Genomic DNA, 20,800 nt, shown 5'->3' with positions numbered 1-20,800 from the left:
CGGACGCGGTCCGGTAAATGGCTAGATTGCCCCCAGGAGTGACCAACCGGGCATGGCCCGTGGGGAGGAAGAGCACGTGGAGCACAGGCTTCCGCACATCGCGGGGTTCCAGAGATGGCCGCACGACGGCGCGCCCAAGCAGGAGGGCAAGGCGCTGCGGGAGGCGGTGCCGCGCGAGGCGCACGCGGTGTTCACTCCGGGTGCAGACCGGCCGGGCGCGGTGGAGGCGGTGCGGGAGTCGAGCCTCGGGCGCATCCCGGAACTCGTCCCGCTGCGGGTGGGGAGGATGGCGGCGAGCCCCTTCGCCTTCCTCCGCGGCTCGGCCGGGCTGATGGCGGCCGACCTCGCGGGCGGCCCGGTCACCGGCATCGGCGCCCAGATCTGCGGGGACGCGCACGCCGCCAACTTCGGCCTGTACGGGGACCATCTGGGCCGGCTGGTCATGGACATCAACGACTTCGACGAGACCGTCCACGGCCCCTGGGAATGGGACGTCAAGCGGCTCGCCGCCTCCCTGGTGCTGGCCGGGCGCGAGGCCGGGGCGGACGAGGACGCGTGCCGGGGTGCCGCCTTCGACGCGGTGGGCGCGTACCGGCGCACCATGCGGCTGCTGGCGAAGATGCCGGTGCTGGACGCCTGGCACGCCATCGCCGACGAGGAGCTGGTCGCGCACGCCGACGCCCGCGACCTGGCGGGCACGTTGCGCCGGGTGGCCGGGAAGGCACGCCGCAACACCAGCGCCAAGTTCGCGGCGCGGGCCACGGAGGAGGTCGAGGGCGGCGGCCGCCGCTTCGTCGACGCGCCCCCGGTGCTGCGCCGGGTGCCGGACGGGGAGGCGGCGGCGGTCGCCGGGGCCCTGTCGGAGGGCGGCTACCTGGCGACGATCGGTGAGGACCGGCGGCCGCTGCTGGCCCGGTACGCGGTGCACGACGTGGCGTTCCGGGTGGTCGGGACGGGCAGCGTGGGCACGAGGTCGTACGTGGTGCTGCTCCTGGACCACCTCGATCAGCCGCTGGTGCTCCAGGTGAAGGAGGCCCGGCCCTCCGCGCTGCTGCCGTACCTGGGGAAGGCCGGGTTCGACGCGCCCGCGGTGGAGCACGAGGGACGGCGCGTGGTGCTGGGCCAAAAACGCATGCAGGTCGTCAGCGACAGCCTGCTGGGCTGGGCCGACGTGGACGGCCGTCCCCACCAGGTACGGCAGTTCCGCAACCGCAAGGGCAGCGTCGACCCCGCGGCACTGGAGGCCGGCCTGATAGACGACTACGCGCGGATGACGGGCGCGCTGCTGGCCCGGGCGCACGCGCACTCCGCGGACCCCCGGCTGATCGCGGGCTACTGCGGAAAGGGCGGGCAACTCGACGAGGCGGTCGCGGCCTTCGCGGTCGCGTACGCCGACCGGACCGAGGCGGACCACGCCGAGCTGGTGGCGGAGGTGCGGGCCGGGCGGATCGCCGCGGAACAGGGTGTGTGAGGGCCCGGGCGCCGGTGTGCCGGGGCAGGTACGAGGCCGTACCCTGTGACCGGCGCCCCCCACTCCTCGTAGGCTGGACCGGTGACGAATTCCCCCGGCACCGAGTCGGCCCCCGGCACCGAGTCGGCCGCCGCATCCTCCGAACCCCAGGACCGGCTGGCCCAGGCGGTGCGTGCCGCCGAGCGGGCCCTGATCGAGTTCGAGATCGCGGTGGAGACCTTCAGGGTGGAGGTCGAGAACTTCTCCCGGCTGCACCACCAGAAGCTCGGCCCGATGTACGCCCGGCTCGACGAGCTCGACGCGCTGATCGCGGAGGCGGTCGCGGCCAAGAGCGGCTCCCGCGAGGACATCCAGCGCGCCTGGGAGGCGCGCGCCCTCGTGATGCCGATGCCGGGGGTGGAGGAGCTCTTCGAGGGCCTGCTCGGCTCGGACGGGGTCCGGCCCCAGGAGGACTCGAACCCGCCGCGCCGCGTGCGGCCGGGCAAGGAGGCGCAGCGGCTCTACCGCGAGCTGGTCCGCAAGGCCCACCCGGACCTGGCGCAGGACGAGGCCGAGGTCGAGCGCCGCAGCGAGTTCATCGCCCGGGTCAACGAGGCGTACACCTACGCCGACGAGCAGCGGCTGCGGGAGCTCGCGGAGGAGTGGGAGGCCGGGCCGGTCCCGGAGGAGGAGCAGCCGAGCGAGGCCGAGGTGCTGTACGCGCGGCTGGAGTGGCTCGCGCAGCGCAAGGAGCGGCTGGCCGCGCTCGCCGCCGACCTGGAGAACAGCGCGATCGCGCAGATGATGAAGCTCGCCCCGGAGGACCCGGACGGGCTGCTCAACGAGATCGCGGAGAACCTCCTCAACCAGGTGGCCAACCGGGAGGCCCGGCTGGCGGAGCTGGTGCGCTCCTCGAAGGGGTCCGATTAGCGGGTCGGGTACGTTCGACGTGCACGCCCCGACCGAAGGAGTCCGTTCCATGTTTTACGCCCAGCTGCCCGCGGTGGACGCGGCGCAGGTCCCCGCCGACGGCTACCTGCTCGACGTCCGGGAGCACGACGAGTGGGACGCCGGGCACGCCGAGGGCGCGGTGCACATCCCGATGGGCGAGGTCGTGGCCCGCATCGAGGAGGTCCCGGCGGACCGCCGGGTGCACGTCGTGTGCCGGGTCGGCGGTCGCTCGGCGCAGGTCGCCCAGTACCTGATCGCGCAGGGCCTCGACGTGGTGAACGTCGACGGCGGCATGCTCGGCTGGGAGGCCGCGGGCCGCCCGCTGGTGACGGACGGCGCGGGCCCGGCGCACGTGCTCTGAGGCCCGCGGGGCGGCCCCGGGGCCGTCAGGCCTCGGCCGCCAGCAGGTCGCCCAGCTCCTCCTCGTGGGCGGCGGCGGGGCCGAGGGAGAGCTCCAGCTGTTTGGCCCAGGCGTGGTAGCGGTGCAGCGGGTAGTCGGTGTCGGCGCCGAAGCCGCCGTGCAGGTGCTGCGCGGTCTGCACCACCCGTCGTACGCCCTCCGAGGCCCAGATCTTGGCGACCGCGACGTCGGCGGGGTCCAGCCGCCAGGCGGCCTGCCAGCAGGTGACCTCCATCGCCCGCAGGTCGATGTAGCGGTCGGCGGACTGCACGGCCACCGCCTGGAAGGTGGCCAGCGGGTGCCCGAACTGCTCGCGCTTGGCGGTGTAGGCGCCGGTCATGCGCAGGACGGTGGTGCCCAGCCCCAGCGCCAGGGCGCAGGTGCCGGTGGTCAGCAGCCGGCGCAGCCGGTCCCAGGCGCCCTCGGCGGTGATCACGTCGCCCGCGGGGACGCGGACGGCGTCCAGCCGGAGCTCGGCGTGGCGCTCCCCGCTGGTCGAGATCTGCTCGGCCGCGGTGACCGCCTCGCGCGGGACGAGGGCGATGACCGTGCGGCCTCCGGCGGCGGAGGCCGGGACCAGGACGAGGTCGGCCTGCGGGGCCCAGGGGACGGCGGTCTGGACGCCGTCGAGCAGCCAGTCGCGGGCGGCGCCGTGCCCGTGGCTGTTCGCGTCCGCGTCCACGGGCCGCGCGGTGACGGCGAGTTCCGCGCCGTCGTGGCCGGTGCGGCCCGCGGAGGCGACGGTCAGGACGAGGTCGCCGCGGCCGACCGCGGGCAGCAGCCGGGCGCGCAGCTCCTCGGGGCCGTCGCCCTGCACGGCGAGCGCGGCGGCACAGGTCTCCAGCAGCGGCACCCGGGCGAGCACGGCCCCGGCCTCGCGCAGCACCAGGCACAGTGCGACCGGGTCGAGGCCGGCCCCGCCGTACGCCTCGCCGAGCACCAGCCCGAGGAGGTCGGCGGCGGCCAGCCGGCGCCACAGCGGGCGGTCGAAGTCCTCCGCCACCGCACCGGCGGTGAGCGCGGGGCTCGGAACGGCGTCGGGGGCCACGCCGGAGAACACCGCCCGTGCCGCCTCGACGGCCGCCAGCTGCTCCTCGCTGAAGCTGAAGTCCATGGCCCGACCTCCCGGACGCGTCCATTCTGACGGTGTGTCAGATTAGGCGGACCGGGCGGGGAAGTCCACATCCCCGTAGCCTCCTCCCTGACCCTGCCCGTGGCGCCCGCGGCCCGTGCTGACCGGGACGGCTGTACCGCACGTGTGCGGCATGAGTACCGTTCCGTGCTGAGCGGAACACGGGGAACACGAGCGGAGAACCACGATGGAGCCACCCGAGGAATCCGGGGGACCGGCCGGGATAGCCGCGCTGTCGCCACCCGCCCGGGCCGTGGTCGCGCTGGCGCTGGCCGCGGCCGTGGTCGGCGTCGCGGTGCACCTGCTCATGGTCTTCCTGCACGTCGCGCCCACGAACACCGCCACCAAGAAGCACGGCGACCTGGTCGGCAGCTACGTCTACCCCGAGTTCGAGCAAAACTGGAAGCTCTTCGCACCCAATCCGCTCCAGCAGAACATCCACGTCTGGGCGCGCGCCGATGTCCACAAGGACGACGGCACCGACCAGGTGACCGGCTGGATCGACCTCACGGCCATGGACATCGCCGCCATCAGGCACAACGTCCTGCCCAGCCACACCCAGCAGAACGAGCTGCGCCGGGCGTGGAGCTTCTACGCCGCCTCCCACGGTGAGAAGGACAAGCCGATCGGCGTGCGCGGCGAGCTGAGCAGGCGGTACCTGGAACGCATCGTGGAGGACCGCATCGGGCCCCGGCTCGACGGTGGCGACGTCGTCCGCCTCCAGGTGCGCACCGGCACCACGCCGGTCGCGGCCCCCACCTGGAGCCCCGAGGAGATCGACACGCGCACCACCTTCCAGGTGCTGCCCTGGTGGAACGCGCACGCGGCGGACGAGGACGAGGGAGACGAGAGCGGGGAGGAGGCGTCGTGAGCGAAGCCGTGAACGAGTCCGCGCACGGGGCGGCCGCGGAGCCCGTGGGCCGCCCCGTACCCGAGCCGGCGGCGGCCCGCGGCCGCCCGGCCCCCGCCGCCCGCCCGGCCCCCGTCCCGTCCCCCTTCGCCGGACTGCTCGACTCCGCCGCGGGCGGGCTGTCGCGTGGCCTGGCCCGGATCACCGGCACCACCGTCGGCCCGTACCAGACCGCCGTGGTGCGGATCGGCATCTCACTGGCCTGGCTGCTGTTCCTGCTGCGCGAGTGGCCGCACCGCCACGAGCTCTACGGGCCGGACGGGGCGTGGAGCTGGGACCTGGCGAACCGGCTCGTCGCCGACAACCACGCCTTCACCCTGCTGCTGTGGGGCAGGGCCGACGCGTGGTTCGAGGTCGTGTACGCGGGTGCGATCGTGGCGAGCGCGATGCTGCTGCTCGGCTGGCGGACCCGCACGGCCTCGCTGCTGTTCATGATCGGCGTGCTCTCCCTGCAGAACCGGAGCGTGTTCGTCGGCGACGGCGGTGACAACGTGATCCACCTGATGGCGATCTACCTCGTCTTCACCCGGTGCGGGCGGGTCTGGTCGCTCGACGCCCGCCGCCGCGCCAAGGGGCGGGACGGCGACGGCGCGGGGATCGCGCTGTGGATCGTCCTCGGACTCGTGCTCACCGTGGCGCAGCTGCTCGGCCGTACCGGCCTGAACTGGACCGACGGCCTGCTGCCCTGGCTCGGCTGGACGCCGTTCCTGTGGGGCTTCCTGCTGCTGCAGGCCGTGTGGTGGGCGGTGCGGCGGTACGCGCCGGGCGAGCCGCGCACGGTCCTTCGGATCCTCGCGAACATCCTGCACGCCGCCGGTCTGCTGGTGATCGTCGTCGAGGTGTGCCTGATCTACGCCACGGCGGGTTGGTACAAGGTCCAGGGCTCGCGCTGGCAGGACGGCACCGCGGTGTACTACCCGCTGCACCTGGACGACTTCAGCCCCTGGCCGGGGCTGTCCCATGCGATGGCCGCCAGCGGACTGATGGTCATGGTGATCACCTACGGCACGGTGATCGTCCAGGTCGCCTTCCCCTTCACCCTCTTCAACCGCCGGGTGAAGAACGTGCTCCTCGCGTTGATGATGCTGGAGCACGCCTCGATCGCGATCGTCCTCGGACTGCCGTTCTTCTCGCTGGCGATGATCGCCGCCGACGCGGTCTTCCTGCCCACCGGCTTCCTGCGCTGGGCGGGCGACCGGGTGGTGCGTCCGTTGCGGCGCGGCGCGGCCGGGGAGTCCGAGGACGGCCGGCCGCAGGGCGCGGGAGGCGGTGAAGACGGTGAAGGCGGTGAAGGCGGTGAAGGCGGGGAAGGCGCGGAGGACGCGCAGGCGCGGGCGGTCGCGGGGCAGCGAGGGCCGGGACCGGCCGGCGAGCCCGCCCCCTCTAATCTCGTGGTGTGAGCACCAGCCAGGACGACGCGGCCGAGCCGCTGCAGTACGACGACGGCTTCGGCCCCGAGGTCGGGGTCGGGCCGCACCCGCGGCCCTGGCCCGAGGACCCGCGCTACGACGCCGAGCTGCTCGCGCAGGGCGACCGCCGCAACGTGGTGGACGAGTACCGCTACTGGACGCGGGAGGCGATCGTCGCCGACCTCGACACCCGGCGCCACGACTTCCACGTCGCCGTCGAGAACTGGCAGCACGACTTCAACATCGGGTCCGTGGTGCGCACCGCCAACGCCTTCCTGGCGAAGGAGGTGCACATCGTGGGGCGGCGCCGCTGGAACCGGCGCGGCGCCATGGTGACCGACCGCTACCAGCACGTGCGCCACCACTTGGACGTCGCGGCGCTGGCCGCGTGGGCGGCTGCGGAGGACCTGCCGATCATCGGGATCGACAACCTCCCCGGTGCCGTGCCGCTGGAGACCACCGAACTGCCACGGCGCTGCGTGCTGCTCTTCGGGCAGGAGGGGCCCGGGCTGACCGACGAGGCGTGGAAGCACGCGGCGGCGGTCTGCTCGATCGCCCAGTTCGGCTCCACGCGCTCGATCAACGCGGGGGCCGCGGCGGCCATCGCCATGCACGCCTGGATCCAGCGCTACGCGCGGGTGGGTACGGAGCAGCCCCGTCCGGAGTGACAGGGCTGCTCCGGACGGGGCTGTCGGTGGTGCGGGCGGGCCGGATCAGGCCTGGCGGCGGACCTCGATGACCCGGAAGCGGCTCGCGACGAAGGCGCCGTCGCACAGGGCCGCGTTGGCGGCCGGGTTGCCGCCGGAGCCGTGGAAGTCGGAGAAGGCGGCCGTCTGGTTGACGTACACCCCGCCGGTCAGGTTGAGGGAGAGCTGGGCGGCCTCCTCCAGGCAGACCTCCTCGATCTGCCGCTCCACCTCGCCGGAGGTGGTGTAGGCGCCGACCGTCATGGCGCCCTTCTCCCGCACGGTGCGGCGCAGCAGGTCGACCGAGTCCTTGGTGGAGTCCATGGCGACCGCGAAGGCGACCGGGCCGAAGCACTCCGACATGTAGGCGGCCTCGTCGTCCGGCTTCGCGCCGTCCAGCTTCACGATCACCGGGGTGCGGACCACGGCGTCCGGGAAGTCGGGGTGCGCGACCTCGCGGGAGGCGAGCGCGACCTCGCCGAGGGAGGCGGCGGCCTCCAGGCGTGCCTTCACATCGGGATTGACCAGGGCGCCCAGCAGGGCGTTGGCCCGGGCGTCGTCGCCGAGCAGCCCGCCCACGGCGGCCGACAGATCGCCCACCACCTCGTCGAAGCCCTTGTGGCCGTCGTCGGTGGCGATGCCGTCACGCGGGATCAGCAGGTTCTGCGGGGTGGTGCACATCTGTCCGCTGTACAGGGACAGGGAGAAGGCCAGGTTGGACAGCATGCCCTTGTAGTCGTCCGTGGAGTCGACGACGACGGTGTTGACGCCGGCCTTCTCGGTGAAGACCTGGGCCTGGCGGGCGTTCTCCTCCAGCCAGTCGCCGAAGGCGGTGGAGCCCGTGTAGTCGATGACGCGGACCTCGGGGCGCAGCGCCAGCGTCTTGGCCAGGCCCTCGCCGGGGCGCTCGGCGGCCAGGCAGACCAGGTTCGGGTCGAAGCCGTTCTCGGCGAGCACCTCGCGGGCGATCCCGACCGTCAGCGCCAGCGGGAGCACGGCGCGCGGGTGCGGCTTGACCACGACCGCGTTGCCGGTGGCCAGGGAGGCGAAGAGGCCCGGGTACCCGTTCCAGGTGGGGAAGGTGTTGCAGCCGATCACGAGCGCGATGCCGCGCGGCACCGTCGTGAAGTCCTTGCGCAGGGTCAGCGGGTCGCGCTTGCCCTGCGGCTTGACCCACTCGGCCGTGCCGGGGGTGCGCACCTGCTCCACGTAGGCGTACGCGACCGCTTCGAGGCCGCGGTCCTGCGCGTGCGGGCCGCCGGCCTGGAAGGCCATCATGAAGGCCTGACCGGAGGTGTGCATGACCGTGTGGGCCATCTCCGTGGTGCGCGCGTTGATCCGGGCCAGGATCTCCAGGCAGACCAGGGCCCGGTTCTCCGGGCCGGCCTCGCGCCAGGCGGGCATCGCGGCCTTCATCGCGGGGAGGAGCACGTCGACGTCCGGGTGCGGGTACTCCACACCCAGCTCGATGCCGTACGGGGACACCTCGCCGCCGGTCCAGCCGTCGGTGCCGGGCTGGTCCAGGTCGAAGCGGGTGCCGCGCAGGGCGTCGAACGCGGCCTGGGCGGTCTCGCCGTCCGCGTATGCCTTCGGGTGCTCGGGGTACGGAGACCAGTACTCGCGGGTACGGATCGCCTCGAGCGCCTTGTCGAGCGTCTCGCGGTGCCGTGCGACCGACGGGACAGCGGTGAGATCGGCAGCCATGGGGCCAACTCCTCGTCGAGCTGGATTGGGGTGGGCAGGGTGCTGGCTTCCCCGCTAGATTAACCGAATGTTCGGTCGGGACAAGGGGGCCGACCGAAGCTGTGGACAACTGGCGAGGAGCAGTGGCGGCGATGAGCGCTCTTGACCGATCCAGCACGGTCGCGGTGGTGGGCACGGGGACGATGGGCCAGGGGATCGCCCAGGTCGCGCTGGTGGCGGGCCATTCCGTACGGCTCTACGACGCGGGCCCCGGCCGGGCCGAGCAGGCCGAGCGGGCCCTGGCGGAACGGCTGGACCGCCTGGTGGAGAGGGGCCGGCTGCCCGCCGCCGAGCGTGACGCGGCCCGCGGCCGGCTCTCGGCCGTCCGGGAGATCGAGGAACTGGCGGGCGTGTCGCTCGTCGTCGAGGCGATCCTGGAGGACCTGGGCGCCAAGCAGCAGCTCTTCACGGCCCTGGAGTCGGTGGTCGCCGAGGACTGCCTGCTGGCCACCAACACCTCCTCCCTGTCGGTCACCGCCGTGGGCGGCGCGCTGCGGCGCCCGGGCCGCTTCGTCGGCCTCCACTTCTTCAACCCCGCGCCGCTGCTGCCGCTGGTCGAGGTGGTCTCCGGCGCCGCCACCGACGAGGCCGCCGCCCAGGCCGTGTACGACACCGCCGCCGCCTGGGGAAAGACACCGGTGCGCTGCACCGACACCCCCGGCTTCATCGTCAACCGGGTCGCGCGCCCCTTCTACGCCGAGGCCTTCCGGCTCCACGAGGAGCGCGTGGCCGACCCCGCCACCATCGACGCGGTGCTGCGGGAGAGCGGCGGCTTCCGGATGGGCCCGTTCGAGCTCACCGACCTGATCGGCCAGGACGTCAACGAGGCCGTCACGCGCTCGGTGTGGGACTCGTTCTTCCAGGACCCCAAGTTCACCCCCTCCCTCGCCCAGCGGCGGCTGGTGGAGTCCGGGCGGCTCGGCCGCAAGAGCGGGCACGGCTGGTACGACCACGCCGAGGGCGCCGCCGCCCCGGCCCCCCACACCGCGGGGCCGGAGAAGCCGCCCGCCGAAGTCACCGTGTGCATGGGCGGCCGCGGCCCGGCCGCGGTGCTGCCCCGGCTGATCGCCGAGGCGGGCATAGAGGTGCTGGACGGCGAGGTCGCCGACCCGGACGACGGGTACCTCGAGCTGCCCGGCGGCGGCCGGCTCTACCTGGCGGACGGGGGCCCGGCCACCACGGGCCCGGCCGTCGACTACGTGCAGTTCGACCTCGCGCTGGACTACCGGGTGGCCACCCGGGTCGCGATCGCGCCGTCCGACTCGGCACGCCCGGAGACCGTGCAGGCGGCGATCGGGCTGTTCCAGGCGCTGGGCAAGAAGGTCAGCGTCATCGAGGACGTACCGGGCATGATCGTCGCCCGTACCGTGGCGATGCTGGTGGACTTCGCCACCGACGCCGTCGCCCGGGGGGTGGCCTCACCGGAGGACGTCGACGCCGCGATGCGGCTCGGCGTGAACTACCCGCGCGGTCCGCTCGCCTGGGGTGCCGAACTCGGCCCGGAGTGGGTCCGCGAGGTGCTGCGCAACCTGCACCAGGCGTACCCCGGCGGGCGCTACGCGCCGTCCCGTCCGCTGAACCGCCGCGCGGCGGCCGAGGGGAGACTACTCTCATCATGACCATGGCACAGCGCGACAACCCCGCCCCCAAGAGGGACACCTACACGCCTGACTCGCTGCTGGCCGTGGCCGTGACGGTCTTCATCGAGCGCGGTTACGACGGCACGTCCATGGAGCACCTGTCGCGGGCCGCCGGCATCTCCAAGTCCTCGATCTACCACCATGTGCGGGGCAAGGAGGAGCTCCTGGAGCGCGCCGTCGGCCGTGCCCTGGACGGTCTCTTCGGCATCCTGGAGGAGCCCGGAGCGCGCGGCGGGCGCGCCGTGGAGCGGCTGGAGTACGTCACGCGCCGCACCACCGAGGTGCTGATGGCGGAGCTTCCCTACGTCACGCTGCTGCTGCGGGTGCGCGGGAACACCAGGACCGAGCGCGCCGCCCTGGAGCGCCGCAGGGAGTTCGACCACCGGGTCGCCGACCTGCTGAAGTCGGCCGTCGCGGAGGGGGACCTGCGCGGTGACGTGGAGCCCAGGCTCGCGACCAGGCTGCTCTTCGGAATGATCAACTCCATAGTCGAGTGGTACCAGCCGCACACGGCCGGTACCCGGGAGCACGACGACGCCGCGGTCGTGGACGCCGTCGTGCGGCTGGCCTTCGACGGCTTGCGCGTCTCTTGACGCTGGTCCAGACCAACCCTCACGATCGGGGCCATGTCCTTCACCCTCCGTGCCCGCCTGTGCGCCGCCTCAGCCGCCGTCCTGCTGCTCGCCGGGTGCGGAGGGGGTGACGACGGCGGTCAGGCCGCCGACGCCACACCGCCGGAGGACTTCGGCTGCCTGACGGCCGCGCAGGCGAAGTCCGGGTCCGTCAGTTACGACGACACCGACGACAACCCCGTGGACGCCTGGCTCGCCGGCAAGGGCGACACCTCCGTTCTGCTGATGCACCAGGCGGACGGCGACATGTGCCAGTGGATGCCGCAGGCCGACCTCCTGCTGAAGGACGGCTACCGCGTCCTGGTCGTCGACTCCAACGGCAGCGAGGTGCCCGAGGTCGTGGGCGGGGTGGCGTTCCTGCGCGCCAAGGGCGCGCGGCACGTCCTGCTCATGGGCGCGTCCAAGGGCGGCACGGCGGTCCTGGAGGGCGCCGCGTCGGTGGATCCGCCGGTCGACGCCGTGGTCTCGCTCTCCGCGCCCGAGACCTACGGGACCATGGACGCGAGCTCCGCGGTGCCGCGGCTGACCGCGCCCGTGCTCTACATGGCGGCGGCGGGCGACACCGCGTTCGCGGAGTCGACCGAGGCGCTGAGCAAGGCCACGAAGAAGGCGGCCGAGAACCGGCTCGACATCGTCAGCGGACCCCAGCACGGCGTGGGCATGCTCACCTACGACCCCAACTGGGCCACCGTGACGGCCTTCCTGCAGAAGTACGCCGGATAGCCGCGCCGGGGAGCCCGCGGGCGGTGCCGGTGGGGTCAGTCGGTCAGCACCCGGTCGGTCTCCTCGAAGACCAGCAGCGTGCGGCTGCTGAGCACCTCGGGCACCGCCTGGATGCGGGTGAGCACCAGTTCGCGCAGGCTGCGGTTGTCGGGGGTGTGGACGAGCAGCAGCACGTCGAAGTCCCCGCTCACCAGGGCGATGTGGGCCACCCCCGGCAGTTCCAGCAGCTTTTCCCGCACGGTGCGCCAGGAGTTCTGCACGATCTTCAAGGTGATGTAGGCGGACGCGCCGTGACCTGCGCGTTCGTGGTCGACCCGGGCCGTGAAGCCGCGGATGACCCCGTCCTCGATGAGGCGGTTGATCCGGGCGTAGGCGTTGGCGCGGGACACGTGGACGTGCTCGGCCACCGATCGTATGGACGCCCGCCCGTCCTCCTGCAGGTAGCGCAGGATCGCGCGGTCGATCGCGTCCAGCGGACGCACCGCCGCCGGACCGGTGTCCGGCGCCGCTGCCTGCGGTCCCGGGGCGCCGCCCCGAGAAATTTGGGAATCCGTCACGCCCCCGAGCCTCCCTAGCATGGACGTACTGGCTCCATCTCAGGGTGTGGAGAACCGTTTGTCCACAGGCGGGACACACCTGTAGCCAAAATGCCTCCGGCGACCGAACAATCGGTAGGGGAGCGATACCCGCTCCCCCCACTGAACACGCCCACGAGGAGGTGCTCGCGATGACCGTCCTGGACCAGCACGTCTGGCAACCCCGCACCGACCCGGCGCCGCTGCTGCCCGACCCTGAGCCGTACCGACTGCTCGGCACCCCCGAGGCAGGCGCGCTCGACGCCGGAGTGCTGACCACGATGTACGGACAGCTGGTGCGGGGCCGCCGTTACAACCGGCAGGCCACCGCGCTCACCAAGCAGGGCAGGCTGGCCGTCTACCCCTCCAGCACCGGTCAGGAGGCGTGCGAGGTCGCCGCGGCACTCGCCCTGGAGCCCCAGGACTGGCTGTTCCCGAGCTATCGCGACACCCTGGCCGCCGTCGCCCGCGGCGTCGACCCCGTCGAGGCGCTGACGCTGCTGCGCGGTGACTGGCACACCGGCTACGACCCGCGCGAGCACCGGGTCGCCCCGCTCAGCACGCCGCTGGCCACCCAGCTGCCGCATGCCGTGGGCCTCGCGCACGCGGCCCGGCTCAAGGGCGATGACGTCGTCGCCCTGGCCATGGTCGGCGACGGAGGCACCAGCGAGGGAGACTTCCACGAGGCGCTGAACTTCGCCGCCGTGTGGCACTCCCCCGTCGTCTTCCTCGTGCAGAACAACGGCTTCGCCATCTCGGTGCCGCTCGCCAAGCAGACCGCCGCCCCGTCGCTGGCCCACAAGGCCGTCGGCTACGGGATGCCCGGGCGGCTCGTCGACGGCAACGACGTCGCGGCCGTCCACGCCGTGCTCACCGAGGCCGTGGCCCGCGCCCGCGAGGGCGGCGGCCCGACCTTGGTGGAGGCGATCACCTACCGCATGGACGCCCACACCAACGCCGACGACGCCACCCGCTACCGGGAGGACGCCGAGGTCGAGGCCTGGCGCGAGCACGACCCGATCGCCGTGCTCGAGCGCGCCCTGCGCGAGCGCGACCTGCTCGACGAGGCGATGGTCCGCGCCGCCGAGGAGGACGCGGAGCGGATGGCCGCCGCGCTGCGCGAACGGATGAACGAGGATCCGGTCCTCGACCCGATGGACCTGTTCGCACACGTCTACGCCGAGCCCACCCCGCAGCTGCGCGAGCAGGCCGCGATGCTGAGGGCCGAGCTGGAGGCCGAGGCACAGTCATGAGCACCGCCACCACCGCGACCCCCGTGGCCACCGGACGCAAGCCGGCCACCATGGCCCAGGCGCTCAACCGCGCGCTGCGCGACTCCCTCGCCGAGGACCCGTCGGTCCACCTCTTCGGCGAGGACATCGGCACCCTCGGCGGCGTCTTCCGGATCACCGACGGCCTCGCCAAGGAGTTCGGCGACAGCCGCTGCACCGACACCCCGCTCGCCGAGGCCGGCATCCTCGGTACGGCCGTGGGCATGGCGATGTACGGCATGCGCCCCGTGGTCGAGATGCAGTTCGACGCATTCGCGTACCCGGCGTTCGAGCAGCTCGTCAGCCACGTCGCCAAGATGCGCAACCGTACGCGCGGCACCATGCCGCTGCCCCTGACCATCCGGGTGCCGTACGGCGGCGGCATCGGCGGCGTGGAGCACCACAGCGACGCCTCCGAGGCGTACTACGCGCACACCCCCGGTCTGCACGTCGTCACCCCCGCCACGGTGGCGGACGCCTACGGGCTGCTGAGGGCCTCGATCGCCTCCGACGACCCGGTGATCTTCCTCGAGCCGAAGCGGCTGTACTGGTCCAAGGCCGACTGGTCGGCGGACGCGCCGGAGGAGGTGGCCCCCATCGGACGTGCCGTCGTCCGGCGCAGCGGCCGCTCCGCGACGCTCATCACCTACGGCCCGTCGCTCACGGTCTGCCTGGAGGCGGCCGAGGCCGCGGTGCAGGAAGGCTGGGACCTGGAGGTCGTCGACCTGCGCAGCCTGGTGCCCTTCGACGACGAGACGGTCACCGCGTCGGTGCGCCGTACCGGCCGCGCGGTCGTCGTCCACGAGTCCTCGGGCTTCGGCGGTGTGGGCGCCGAGATCGCGGCCCGGGTGAGCGAGCGCTGCTTCCACCACCTGGAGGCCCCGGTCCTGCGGGTCGCCGGCTTCGACATCCCCTACCCGCCGCCGATGCTGGAGCGGCACCACCTGCCCGGCGTCGACCGCGTCCTCGACGCGGTGGGGCGCCTGCAGTGGGAGGAGGTGTGATGGCCGTCGTCCGCGAGTTCGCCCTCCCCGACCTGGGTGAGGGGCTGACCGAGGCCGAGATCGTGCGCTGGCTGGTGCAGGTCGGCGACGTCGTCGCCATCGACCAGCCGGTCGTCGAGGTCGAGACGGCCAAGGCCGTGGTCGAGGTGCCCTGCCCCTACGGCGGCGTGGTCACCGCGCGCTTCGGCGAGGAGGGCCAGACCCTCGACGTCGGACGGCCGCTGCTGACGGTCGCGGTCGGCTCCCCCGACCGGCACGCCGCCGGCGCACCCGCGCCCGCACCCGCCGCCCCGGCCGCCTCGGCCGACGGCGACTCCGGATCCGGCAACGTGCTGGTCGGCTACGGCACCAGCGGCCCCGCGGCCCGGCGCCGCCGGGTGCGCCCCGCGCCGGCCGCCGCCCCGGTCCCGGTGCCCGTCCCGGTCCCGGTGGCCGCGGTCGCCGCGCCGGTCCGGCACGAGGGTCCCGTCGCCGTCATCTCCCCCCTGGTGCGGCGCAGGGCCCGTGAGCACGGCCTCGATCTGCGCGCGCTGACGGGCTCCGGTCCCGACGGGCTCATCCTGCGCTCGGACGTGGAACGGGCCATCACGACCGGGTCCGCGGCGCCGGTCACCGTGGCCGCCCCCGCGGCGCCCGCGGCCCCCGCCGCCGAGGGCACCCGCATCCCGCTGCGCGGCATCCGCGGCGCCGTGGCCGAGAAGCTCGGCCGCAGCAGGCGGGAGATCCCCGACGCCACCTGCTGGGTGGACGCCGACGCGACGGAGCTGCTCGCGGCACGGGCGGCGATGAACGCCGCCGGAGGTCCCAAGGTCTCGGTGCTCGCGCTGTTCGCGCGGATCTGCGCGGCGGCCCTGGCCCGCTACCCGGAGCTCAACTCCACGGTGGACACCGAGCGCGGCGAGATCGTCGTGCTGCCGGAGGTGCACATCGGCTTCGCGGCGCAGACCGATCGCGGTCTGGTCGTGCCGGTCGTCCGGGACTCCCACCGGCGCAGCACCGAGGAGCTGTCGGCGGAGATCGGCCGGCTCACCGAGGCGGCCCGCTCCGGCGGCCTGACCCCGGCCCAGCTGACCGGTGGCACCTTCACGCTCAACAACTACGGCGTGTTCGGTGTCGACGGATCCACGCCGATCATCAACCACCCCGAGGCCGCGATGCTCGGCGTCGGCCGGATCACCCCCAAGCCGTGGGTGCACCAGGGCGAGCTGGCGGTGCGTCAGGTGGTCCAGCTGTCGTTCACCTTCGACCACCGGGTGTGCGACGGCGGCACGGCGGGCGGCTTCCTCCGCTTCGTCGCGGACTGCGTGGAACAACCGGCGGTGCTGCTCCGGGCGGTGTGAACGCGTCACGGTGGGCGATACTCCGGGCATGACTCCGGAGCCAGGTGAGCCGCGTGACCACTCCTCGCCGCGTTCGCCGCACGAGCAGCCCTACGACGCGGTCGTCCTCGCCGGCGGCGCCGCCAGGCGCCTCGGCGGGGCCGACAAGCCGGGACTGCCGGTCGCCGGACGCGCGCTGATCGACCGTGTCCTGGACGCGTGCGCGGGCGCGGCCACCACGGTGGTCGTCGGCCCGCGCCGCCCCACCGTCCGCCCGGTGGCCTGGGTCCGCGAGGAACCACCGGGCGGGGGCCCGCTGCCCGCGCTCTCCGCCGGGCTGCGCGAGGTCACCGCGGACGTCGTGCTGGTGCTCGCCGCCGACCTGCCGTTCCTCTCCCGCACGACGGTGGGCGCGCTGCTCGCCTCGCTGCGCGGCGGGCAGGGCGAGGACGGGGTCGTGCTCACCGACCCCGACGGGCGTGACCAGACGCTGGCGGCCGCCTACCGCACGGAGGCGTTGCGCCAGCACCTGGCGCTGATCGCCGCCGAGCACGGGACCCTCGCCGGGCTGCCGTTGCGGCTGCTCACCGGTGAACTGGCCCTGCGGAGGCTGCCCGACCCCACCGGGCAGGCCTCCTTCGACTGCGACACCTGGGACGACCTCTCCACAGCCCGGGCCCGCATCAGGGAGCATGGGGGCGTGTTGGATGAATGGATCACCGCAGCCAAGGCCGAACTCGGCATCGACCTCGACGTCGACATCCGTATGCTCCTCGATCTCGCCCGGGACGCCGCGCACGGCGTCGACCGCCCTGCCGCGCCGCTGACCACCTTCCTGGTGGGCTACGCGGCAGCCACGGCGGGCGGCGGCGAACAGGCCGTCGCGGAGGCCGTCAGGCGCGCCGCCGCACTGGCCGAGCGGTGGGCGAAGGAAGCGGAGAGCGGGGACCCGGGCGCATGAACCTGCCGGGTGCGGCGGGCGGTGCCCGCGACACCGGTGCCGGGGACGCCGCCGACGACGAGTTGGCCGCGGCGCTCGCCCTGGCCAACGGGCGGGCCACCGGCCGGCACGACCCCGTGCAGCCACCCTCCGGCGGCACCGGCGCCGACGGCTCCCGGTCGTCCCTCCCCCGTCCCCACGGGACCCATGGCGGGACCCACGGCGGGACCCGGGCCGGCGCCCACGGCGGGCACCACGACCTGGCGTGGCCGCGGGCGCGGCACATCGCAGGCTCCGCCGCGGGACCGCTGGGACGGCTGTCCGTGCCGCTCGGCGCCGCGCTGGGGCACGCGCTGGCCGAGCCGTTGACCGCGCTCACGGACCTGCCCGCCTTCGACACCTCCGCGATGGACGGCTGGGCCGTCGCGGGCCCCGGCCCGTGGCGCACGGCAGGCAGCGTCCTGGCCGGGCAGCGTTCCGCGGCCCCGCTGCTCGACGGCCACGCGACCGTCATCGCCACCGGGGCCGCACTGCCCCCCGGCACGACGGCGGTGCTGCGCCGGGAACACGGACGCGTCACCGCCGACGGGCACCTGCACGCCACGCGGGGCGGCCCCGGGCCCGGGCAGGACGTGCGGCCCCGCGGCCAGGAGTGCCGTGGCGGCGACGAGTTGCTGACGGCCGGCGTGCTGGTCACGCCCGCGGTGCTCGGCCTGGCCGCGGCGGCGGGCTACGACGAACTGACCGTCACCGCGCGGCCCTCGGTGGAGGTCCTCGTCCTGGGCGACGAGTTGCTGGACGCCGGAGCCCCCGGCGGCGGCCGGGTGCGGGACGCGCTCGGACCGCTGCTGCCCGCATGGCTCACCGCGCTCGGGGCCGGCACGGTCCGTGCGCGGCGGTTGAAGGACGACGCCGGCCTGCTGCAGGACGCCGTCACCGCGTCCACCGCCGATCTCGTCGTCACCACCGGTGGCACGGCGGGCGGCCCGGTGGACTTCGTCCACCCCGTGCTGGAGCGCATCGGCGCGCGGTTGCTCGTCGACGGCGTCGCGGTCCGCCCCGGCCACCCCATGCTGCTGGCCGAACTGCCCGGTGGCGGCCGCCTGGTGGGCCTGCCGGGCAACCCGCTCGCGGCGGTCTCCGGGGTGCTGACCCTGGCCGTCCCCCTGCTGCGCACGCTCGCGGGCCGCCCGGCCCCGGTGGCGTACGAGGCGCGGCTCGGCGGCGACGTGCACGGTCACCCCACCGACACCCGCCTGGTGCCGGTGGTGCTCGACGAGGAGTCGCAGGCGGCCCCGCTGCACTTCAGCGGTCCTGCCATGCTCCGCGGCATCGCGACGGCCGACGGCATGGCCGTCATCCCGCCCGGCGGAGCCGTCAAGGGCGACCGCACGGCCGTCCTGGAGACGGGCTGGGGACGGCTGTGAGGGAGGCGGGCCGCGGACGCGCCACCTCGGGGGCGGACGGCGACGTCGTCCACCTGCCCCGCAAGAGCCCCCTCGGCCCGCTGCACCAGGTCGTCCGGCGGTTGCTGATGGCGCTGTTCGTCCTGGTGCTCACCGTGCTGATCGTGTACCTGGACCGGGGCGGCTACCACGACAACGCCGGCGGTTCGATGTCGCTGCTGGACTGCGTCTACTACGCCACCGTCACCCTCTCCACCACCGGCTACGGCGACGTCGTCCCGTACAGCCCGAGCGCCCGGCTGACCAATGTGCTCCTGGTGACGCCGCTTCGCGTGCTCTTCCTGATCATCCTCGTCGGCACCACTCTGGAGGTGCTCACCGAGCGCACCCGCGAGCAGTACCGGCAGCAGCGCTGGAGGTCCACCGTGCGCGACCACACCGTCATCGTCGGATACGGCACCAAGGGCCGTTCCGCGGCCAGGACGCTGACCGGGCACGGCGTGCCCGCCCAGCAGATCGTGGTGGTCGACCCCGACCCCAAGGCGGTGGAGTCCGCGGTCGCCGCCGGGTTCGCGGGCGTCACCGGGGACGCGACCCGCAACGCCGTCCTGCTGCGCGCGGAGATCCAGCGGGCCAAGGAGCTGATCATCGCCGCGCAACGGGACGACACCGCCGTCCTGGTGGCGCTCACGGCCCGCCAGTTGAGCAAGCGGATCAACATCGTCGCGTCCGTGCGTGAGGAGGAGAACGCCCCGCTGCTCCGCCAGTCCGGCGCCAACGCCGTCGTCACCAGCTCGGGCGCGGCGGGCCGGCTGCTCGGGATGTCGATGCTCAGCCCGAGCGCCGGCGAGGTGATGGAGGAGCTGATCACCTACGGCAGCGGGCTGGACCTGATCGAGCGTCCCGTCACCAAGGCCGAGGCCGGGCTCGATCCGCGGGAGGTCGCCGACCTGGTGGTGGTCGTCAAGCGCGGCCACCGGATGCTCGACCACGACAACCCAGAGGCGAGCCCCTTGCAGTTGACCGATCGGCTCATCGTCATCCACAGGACGAGTCAGGACGACCCGTCGCACGTCCCGCAGGGGTAGCGTCGGCCCCATGCATGCGATCACCATCCCCGAACCCGGCGGCCCGGACGCGCTCGTCTGGGCCGAGGTCCCCGATCCCGTACCCGCCGAGGGCGAGGTGCTGGTCGAGGTCGCCGCGACCGCCGTCAACCGTGCCGACCTGCTGCAGCGGCAGGGCTTCTACGACCCGCCACCCGGCGCGTCCCCCTACCCGGGCCTGGAGTGCTCGGGCCGCGTCGCCGCCCTCGGCCCGGGGGTGAGCGGCTGGAGCGTGGGCGAGGAGGTGTGCGCGCTGCTCGCGGGCGGCGGGTACGCCGGGAAGGTCGCGGTCCCCGCCGGGCAGCTGCTGCCGGTGCCCAAGGGCGTGGGGCTCGTGGAGGCCGCGGCCCTGCCCGAGGTCGTCTGCACCGTCTGGTCCAACGTCTTCATGGTCGCCCACCTGCGCCCCGGCGAGACGCTGCTGGTCCACGGCGGTTCCAGCGGCATCGGCACGATGGCGATCCAGCTGGCCAAGGCGGTCGGCGCCAAGGTCGCGGTCACCGCGGGCAGCGAGGACAAGCTCGCGAAGTGCCGCGAGCTGGGCGCGGACCTCGGGATCAACTACCGCGAGCAGGACTTCACGGCCGAGGTGCGGGAGGCGTTCGGCGGCGCCGACGTCATCCTCGACATCATGGGCGCGAAGTACCTGGGCCGGAACGTCGACGCCCTCGCGGTCAACGGCAGGCTGGCAATCATCGGGCTCCAGGGTGGCGTCAAGGGAGAGCTCGACCTCGGCAAGATGCTGGCCAAGCGGGCCGCGATCACCGCGACGTCGCTGCGCGGACGGCCGCTGGAGGAGAAGGCGGCCATCGTGGCGGCGGTGCGGGAGCACGTCTGGCCGCTGCTGGAGTCCGGCGTGGTGCGCCCGGTGGTGGACTGCGCCCTGCCGATGAGCGAGGCGGCACAGGCGCACCGGCTGGTCGAGGCCAGCACCCACGTCGGCAAGGTGCTGCTCACGGTCTGAGCCGCCGCCGGACGGCCGGTACGGGCCCGGTGGGCACGACTGGCCGCCCATGACGCTCCGTGTGACGCTGAAAGCATGGAGTTGCGGAAGGTGGTCGTGGCGGCGACGGTGACCGGGGTCGCCCTCCTGGTCACCGGCGCGGCGGCGCCGCCCCCGCCCCATCCGGCGGCGTCCTCCGGGCCGGCCGGCAGCGAGGCCGGCGAGGGGCGCAGGCACCCGGGTCGGGTGGAGCCGCCCGCGACCCCGGGCGACGGTGGCGGCCGGCCCTCCGCGCCGCTCCCCGTCCACGTCGAGGAACCGCAGGACCAGGGCCCGGCCGCCGTCCAGGCGCCCATGGGACGGGTGCTGGAGGTGCTGCCGCTCGGCGCGGGGCTGGTGCTGATCGGGCTGGGTCTGGGCTTCCTCGGCCTGCGGCTGCGCCGTGGCCGCTGACCTCGGACGCCCCGCCCCCGTACACGGGTCCCCGGCACGTCCACCCGCCGCGCACCGCGTCCGGGTCGCACACCGGGCCGGCCTGGCCGAGGCGGACGAGTGCCGCG

The 20,800-nt window shown here is 74.0% G+C and carries 20 protein-coding genes; 17 read left to right on the top strand and 3 right to left on the bottom strand.

Annotated features, from left to right (window positions below; all coding sequences use genetic code 11):
- Nucleotides 1-76 precede the first annotated feature (76 nt).
- The 3 genes from ABZ312_RS00210 (at nucleotide 77) to ABZ312_RS00200 (ending at nucleotide 2,762) form a co-directional block, all read left to right on the top strand.
- Nucleotides 77-1,471 (top strand): DUF2252 domain-containing protein, encoded by a 1,395-nt coding sequence (locus ABZ312_RS00210; RefSeq protein ID WP_500331599.1) that lies wholly within the window; start codon nucleotides 77-79, stop codon nucleotides 1,469-1,471.
- 81 nt (nucleotides 1,472-1,552) lie between these two features.
- On the top strand, nucleotides 1,553-2,380 hold the full coding sequence (locus tag ABZ312_RS00205) for a hypothetical protein (RefSeq protein ID WP_500436007.1): 828 nt from the start codon (nucleotides 1,553-1,555) through the stop codon (nucleotides 2,378-2,380).
- 49 nt (nucleotides 2,381-2,429) lie between these two features.
- A complete protein-coding gene (locus ABZ312_RS00200) occupies nucleotides 2,430-2,762 on the top strand; it encodes a rhodanese-like domain-containing protein (protein WP_499512856.1) in 333 nt (110 codons plus the stop codon).
- Between the two features lie 25 nt (nucleotides 2,763-2,787).
- Here the strand turns inward: ABZ312_RS00200 and ABZ312_RS00195 are convergent, their stop codons facing one another.
- Nucleotides 2,788-3,915, bottom strand: coding sequence for an acyl-CoA dehydrogenase family protein (locus tag ABZ312_RS00195; RefSeq protein WP_500436005.1), 1,128 nt, complete (start codon nucleotides 3,913-3,915; stop codon nucleotides 2,788-2,790).
- 205 nt (nucleotides 3,916-4,120) lie between these two features.
- On the opposite strand from ABZ312_RS00195, the gene ABZ312_RS00190 reads away from it, so the two are divergent.
- Genes ABZ312_RS00190 through ABZ312_RS00180 form a run of 3 tightly spaced genes read left to right on the top strand, consistent with a single transcriptional unit; the run spans nucleotide 4,121 to nucleotide 6,920 of the window.
- A complete protein-coding gene (locus ABZ312_RS00190; protein ID WP_500331596.1) occupies nucleotides 4,121-4,804 on the top strand; it encodes a DUF5819 family protein in 684 nt (227 codons plus the stop codon).
- On the top strand, nucleotides 4,801-6,243 hold the full coding sequence (locus ABZ312_RS00185) for an HTTM domain-containing protein (protein ID WP_500331594.1): 1,443 nt from the start codon (nucleotides 4,801-4,803) through the stop codon (nucleotides 6,241-6,243). Before ABZ312_RS00190 ends, ABZ312_RS00185 begins: the two co-directional genes overlap by 4 nt.
- A complete protein-coding gene (locus tag ABZ312_RS00180; RefSeq protein ID WP_500331592.1) occupies nucleotides 6,240-6,920 on the top strand; it encodes a TrmH family RNA methyltransferase in 681 nt (226 codons plus the stop codon). The genes ABZ312_RS00185 and ABZ312_RS00180 overlap by 4 nt, the downstream gene beginning before the upstream one ends.
- A 45-nt stretch (nucleotides 6,921-6,965) precedes the next feature.
- On the opposite strand, the gene paaN is transcribed toward ABZ312_RS00180, so the two are convergent.
- Nucleotides 6,966-8,642 (bottom strand): phenylacetic acid degradation protein PaaN, encoded by a 1,677-nt coding sequence (gene paaN / locus ABZ312_RS00175; protein ID WP_500357394.1) that lies wholly within the window; start codon nucleotides 8,640-8,642, stop codon nucleotides 6,966-6,968.
- Nucleotides 8,643-8,773: 131 nt separating this feature from the next.
- Between paaN and ABZ312_RS00170 the strand changes: the two genes are divergently transcribed.
- The 3 genes from ABZ312_RS00170 to ABZ312_RS00160 are packed head-to-tail and all read left to right on the top strand — an operon-like array spanning nucleotide 8,774 to nucleotide 11,676.
- Nucleotides 8,774-10,300 carry a 3-hydroxyacyl-CoA dehydrogenase gene (locus tag ABZ312_RS00170; protein WP_500436003.1) on the top strand — a complete coding sequence of 509 codons (1,527 nt, stop codon included), beginning with the start codon at nucleotides 8,774-8,776 and terminating at the stop codon, nucleotides 10,298-10,300.
- Nucleotides 10,297-10,914, top strand: a complete 618-nt coding sequence (locus ABZ312_RS00165) for a TetR/AcrR family transcriptional regulator (RefSeq protein WP_500331587.1) — start codon at nucleotides 10,297-10,299, stop codon at nucleotides 10,912-10,914. Before ABZ312_RS00170 ends, ABZ312_RS00165 begins: the two co-directional genes overlap by 4 nt.
- A 33-nt stretch (nucleotides 10,915-10,947) precedes the next feature.
- Nucleotides 10,948-11,676, top strand: a complete 729-nt coding sequence (locus tag ABZ312_RS00160; protein WP_500331585.1) for an alpha/beta hydrolase family protein — start codon at nucleotides 10,948-10,950, stop codon at nucleotides 11,674-11,676.
- 35 nt (nucleotides 11,677-11,711) lie between these two features.
- Here the strand turns inward: ABZ312_RS00160 and ABZ312_RS00155 are convergent, their stop codons facing one another.
- A complete protein-coding gene (locus ABZ312_RS00155) occupies nucleotides 11,712-12,254 on the bottom strand; it encodes an Lrp/AsnC family transcriptional regulator (RefSeq protein ID WP_078619887.1) in 543 nt (180 codons plus the stop codon).
- Between the two features lie 149 nt (nucleotides 12,255-12,403).
- On the opposite strand from ABZ312_RS00155, the gene pdhA reads away from it, so the two are divergent.
- From pdhA to ABZ312_RS00115, 8 genes are all read left to right on the top strand, one after another.
- A complete protein-coding gene (pdhA, locus tag ABZ312_RS00150; RefSeq protein ID WP_500331583.1) occupies nucleotides 12,404-13,504 on the top strand; it encodes a pyruvate dehydrogenase (acetyl-transferring) E1 component subunit alpha in 1,101 nt (366 codons plus the stop codon).
- The gene (locus ABZ312_RS00145; protein WP_500331581.1) at nucleotides 13,501-14,526 is read left to right on the top strand and encodes an alpha-ketoacid dehydrogenase subunit beta; all 1,026 of its coding nucleotides are present in this window, start codon (nucleotides 13,501-13,503) and stop codon (nucleotides 14,524-14,526) included. The genes pdhA and ABZ312_RS00145 overlap by 4 nt, the downstream gene beginning before the upstream one ends.
- A complete protein-coding gene (locus tag ABZ312_RS00140) occupies nucleotides 14,526-15,866 on the top strand; it encodes a dihydrolipoamide acetyltransferase family protein (RefSeq protein WP_500357389.1) in 1,341 nt (446 codons plus the stop codon). Before ABZ312_RS00145 ends, ABZ312_RS00140 begins: the two co-directional genes overlap by 1 nt.
- A gap of 28 nt (nucleotides 15,867-15,894) precedes the next feature.
- Complete coding sequence (locus tag ABZ312_RS00135) at nucleotides 15,895-16,806, top strand: NTP transferase domain-containing protein (RefSeq protein WP_500436001.1); 912 nt, start codon at nucleotides 15,895-15,897, stop codon at nucleotides 16,804-16,806.
- Nucleotides 16,803-18,212, top strand: a complete 1,410-nt coding sequence (locus tag ABZ312_RS00130; RefSeq protein WP_500331493.1) for a molybdopterin molybdotransferase MoeA — start codon at nucleotides 16,803-16,805, stop codon at nucleotides 18,210-18,212. The genes ABZ312_RS00135 and ABZ312_RS00130 overlap by 4 nt, the downstream gene beginning before the upstream one ends.
- A complete protein-coding gene (locus ABZ312_RS00125; protein WP_500331491.1) occupies nucleotides 18,209-19,279 on the top strand; it encodes a potassium channel family protein in 1,071 nt (356 codons plus the stop codon). Before ABZ312_RS00130 ends, ABZ312_RS00125 begins: the two co-directional genes overlap by 4 nt.
- A 10-nt stretch (nucleotides 19,280-19,289) precedes the next feature.
- On the top strand, nucleotides 19,290-20,261 hold the full coding sequence (locus tag ABZ312_RS00120; protein ID WP_500331490.1) for an NAD(P)H-quinone oxidoreductase: 972 nt from the start codon (nucleotides 19,290-19,292) through the stop codon (nucleotides 20,259-20,261).
- Nucleotides 20,262-20,336: 75 nt separating this feature from the next.
- Nucleotides 20,337-20,693 (top strand): hypothetical protein, encoded by a 357-nt coding sequence (locus ABZ312_RS00115; RefSeq protein ID WP_500331488.1) that lies wholly within the window; start codon nucleotides 20,337-20,339, stop codon nucleotides 20,691-20,693.
- The last annotated feature ends 107 nt before the right edge of the window (nucleotides 20,694-20,800 follow it).

This window comes from Streptomyces sp. NPDC006207 (assembly GCF_040613835.1).
Lineage (GTDB): Bacteria > Actinomycetota > Actinomycetes > Streptomycetales > Streptomycetaceae > Actinacidiphila.
This window is presented reverse-complemented; position numbering and strand designations above follow the sequence as displayed.

Excerpts from the sequence above, each read along its gene's own strand:
- ABZ312_RS00200 (WP_499512856.1), top strand. The coding sequence starts at position 2,430 with ATGTTTTACGCCCAGCTGCCCGCGGTGGACGCGGCGCAGGTCCCCGCC.
- ABZ312_RS00195 (WP_500436005.1), bottom strand. The coding sequence starts at position 3,915 with ATGGACTTCAGCTTCAGCGAGGAGCAGCTGGCGGCCGTCGAGGCGGCA.
- ABZ312_RS00190 (WP_500331596.1), top strand. The coding sequence starts at position 4,121 with ATGGAGCCACCCGAGGAATCCGGGGGACCGGCCGGGATAGCCGCGCTG.
- paaN (WP_500357394.1), bottom strand. The coding sequence starts at position 8,642 with ATGGCTGCCGATCTCACCGCTGTCCCGTCGGTCGCACGGCACCGCGAG.
- ABZ312_RS00170 (WP_500436003.1), top strand. The coding sequence starts at position 8,774 with ATGAGCGCTCTTGACCGATCCAGCACGGTCGCGGTGGTGGGCACGGGG.
- ABZ312_RS00165 (WP_500331587.1), top strand. The coding sequence starts at position 10,297 with ATGACCATGGCACAGCGCGACAACCCCGCCCCCAAGAGGGACACCTAC.
- ABZ312_RS00160 (WP_500331585.1), top strand. The coding sequence starts at position 10,948 with ATGTCCTTCACCCTCCGTGCCCGCCTGTGCGCCGCCTCAGCCGCCGTC.
- ABZ312_RS00155 (WP_078619887.1), bottom strand. The coding sequence starts at position 12,254 with ATGCTAGGGAGGCTCGGGGGCGTGACGGATTCCCAAATTTCTCGGGGC.
- pdhA (WP_500331583.1), top strand. The coding sequence starts at position 12,404 with ATGACCGTCCTGGACCAGCACGTCTGGCAACCCCGCACCGACCCGGCG.
- ABZ312_RS00145 (WP_500331581.1), top strand. The coding sequence starts at position 13,501 with ATGAGCACCGCCACCACCGCGACCCCCGTGGCCACCGGACGCAAGCCG.
- ABZ312_RS00140 (WP_500357389.1), top strand. The coding sequence starts at position 14,526 with ATGGCCGTCGTCCGCGAGTTCGCCCTCCCCGACCTGGGTGAGGGGCTG.
- ABZ312_RS00135 (WP_500436001.1), top strand. The coding sequence starts at position 15,895 with ATGACTCCGGAGCCAGGTGAGCCGCGTGACCACTCCTCGCCGCGTTCG.
- ABZ312_RS00130 (WP_500331493.1), top strand. The coding sequence starts at position 16,803 with ATGAACCTGCCGGGTGCGGCGGGCGGTGCCCGCGACACCGGTGCCGGG.
- ABZ312_RS00120 (WP_500331490.1), top strand. The coding sequence starts at position 19,290 with ATGCATGCGATCACCATCCCCGAACCCGGCGGCCCGGACGCGCTCGTC.
- ABZ312_RS00115 (WP_500331488.1), top strand. The coding sequence starts at position 20,337 with ATGGAGTTGCGGAAGGTGGTCGTGGCGGCGACGGTGACCGGGGTCGCC.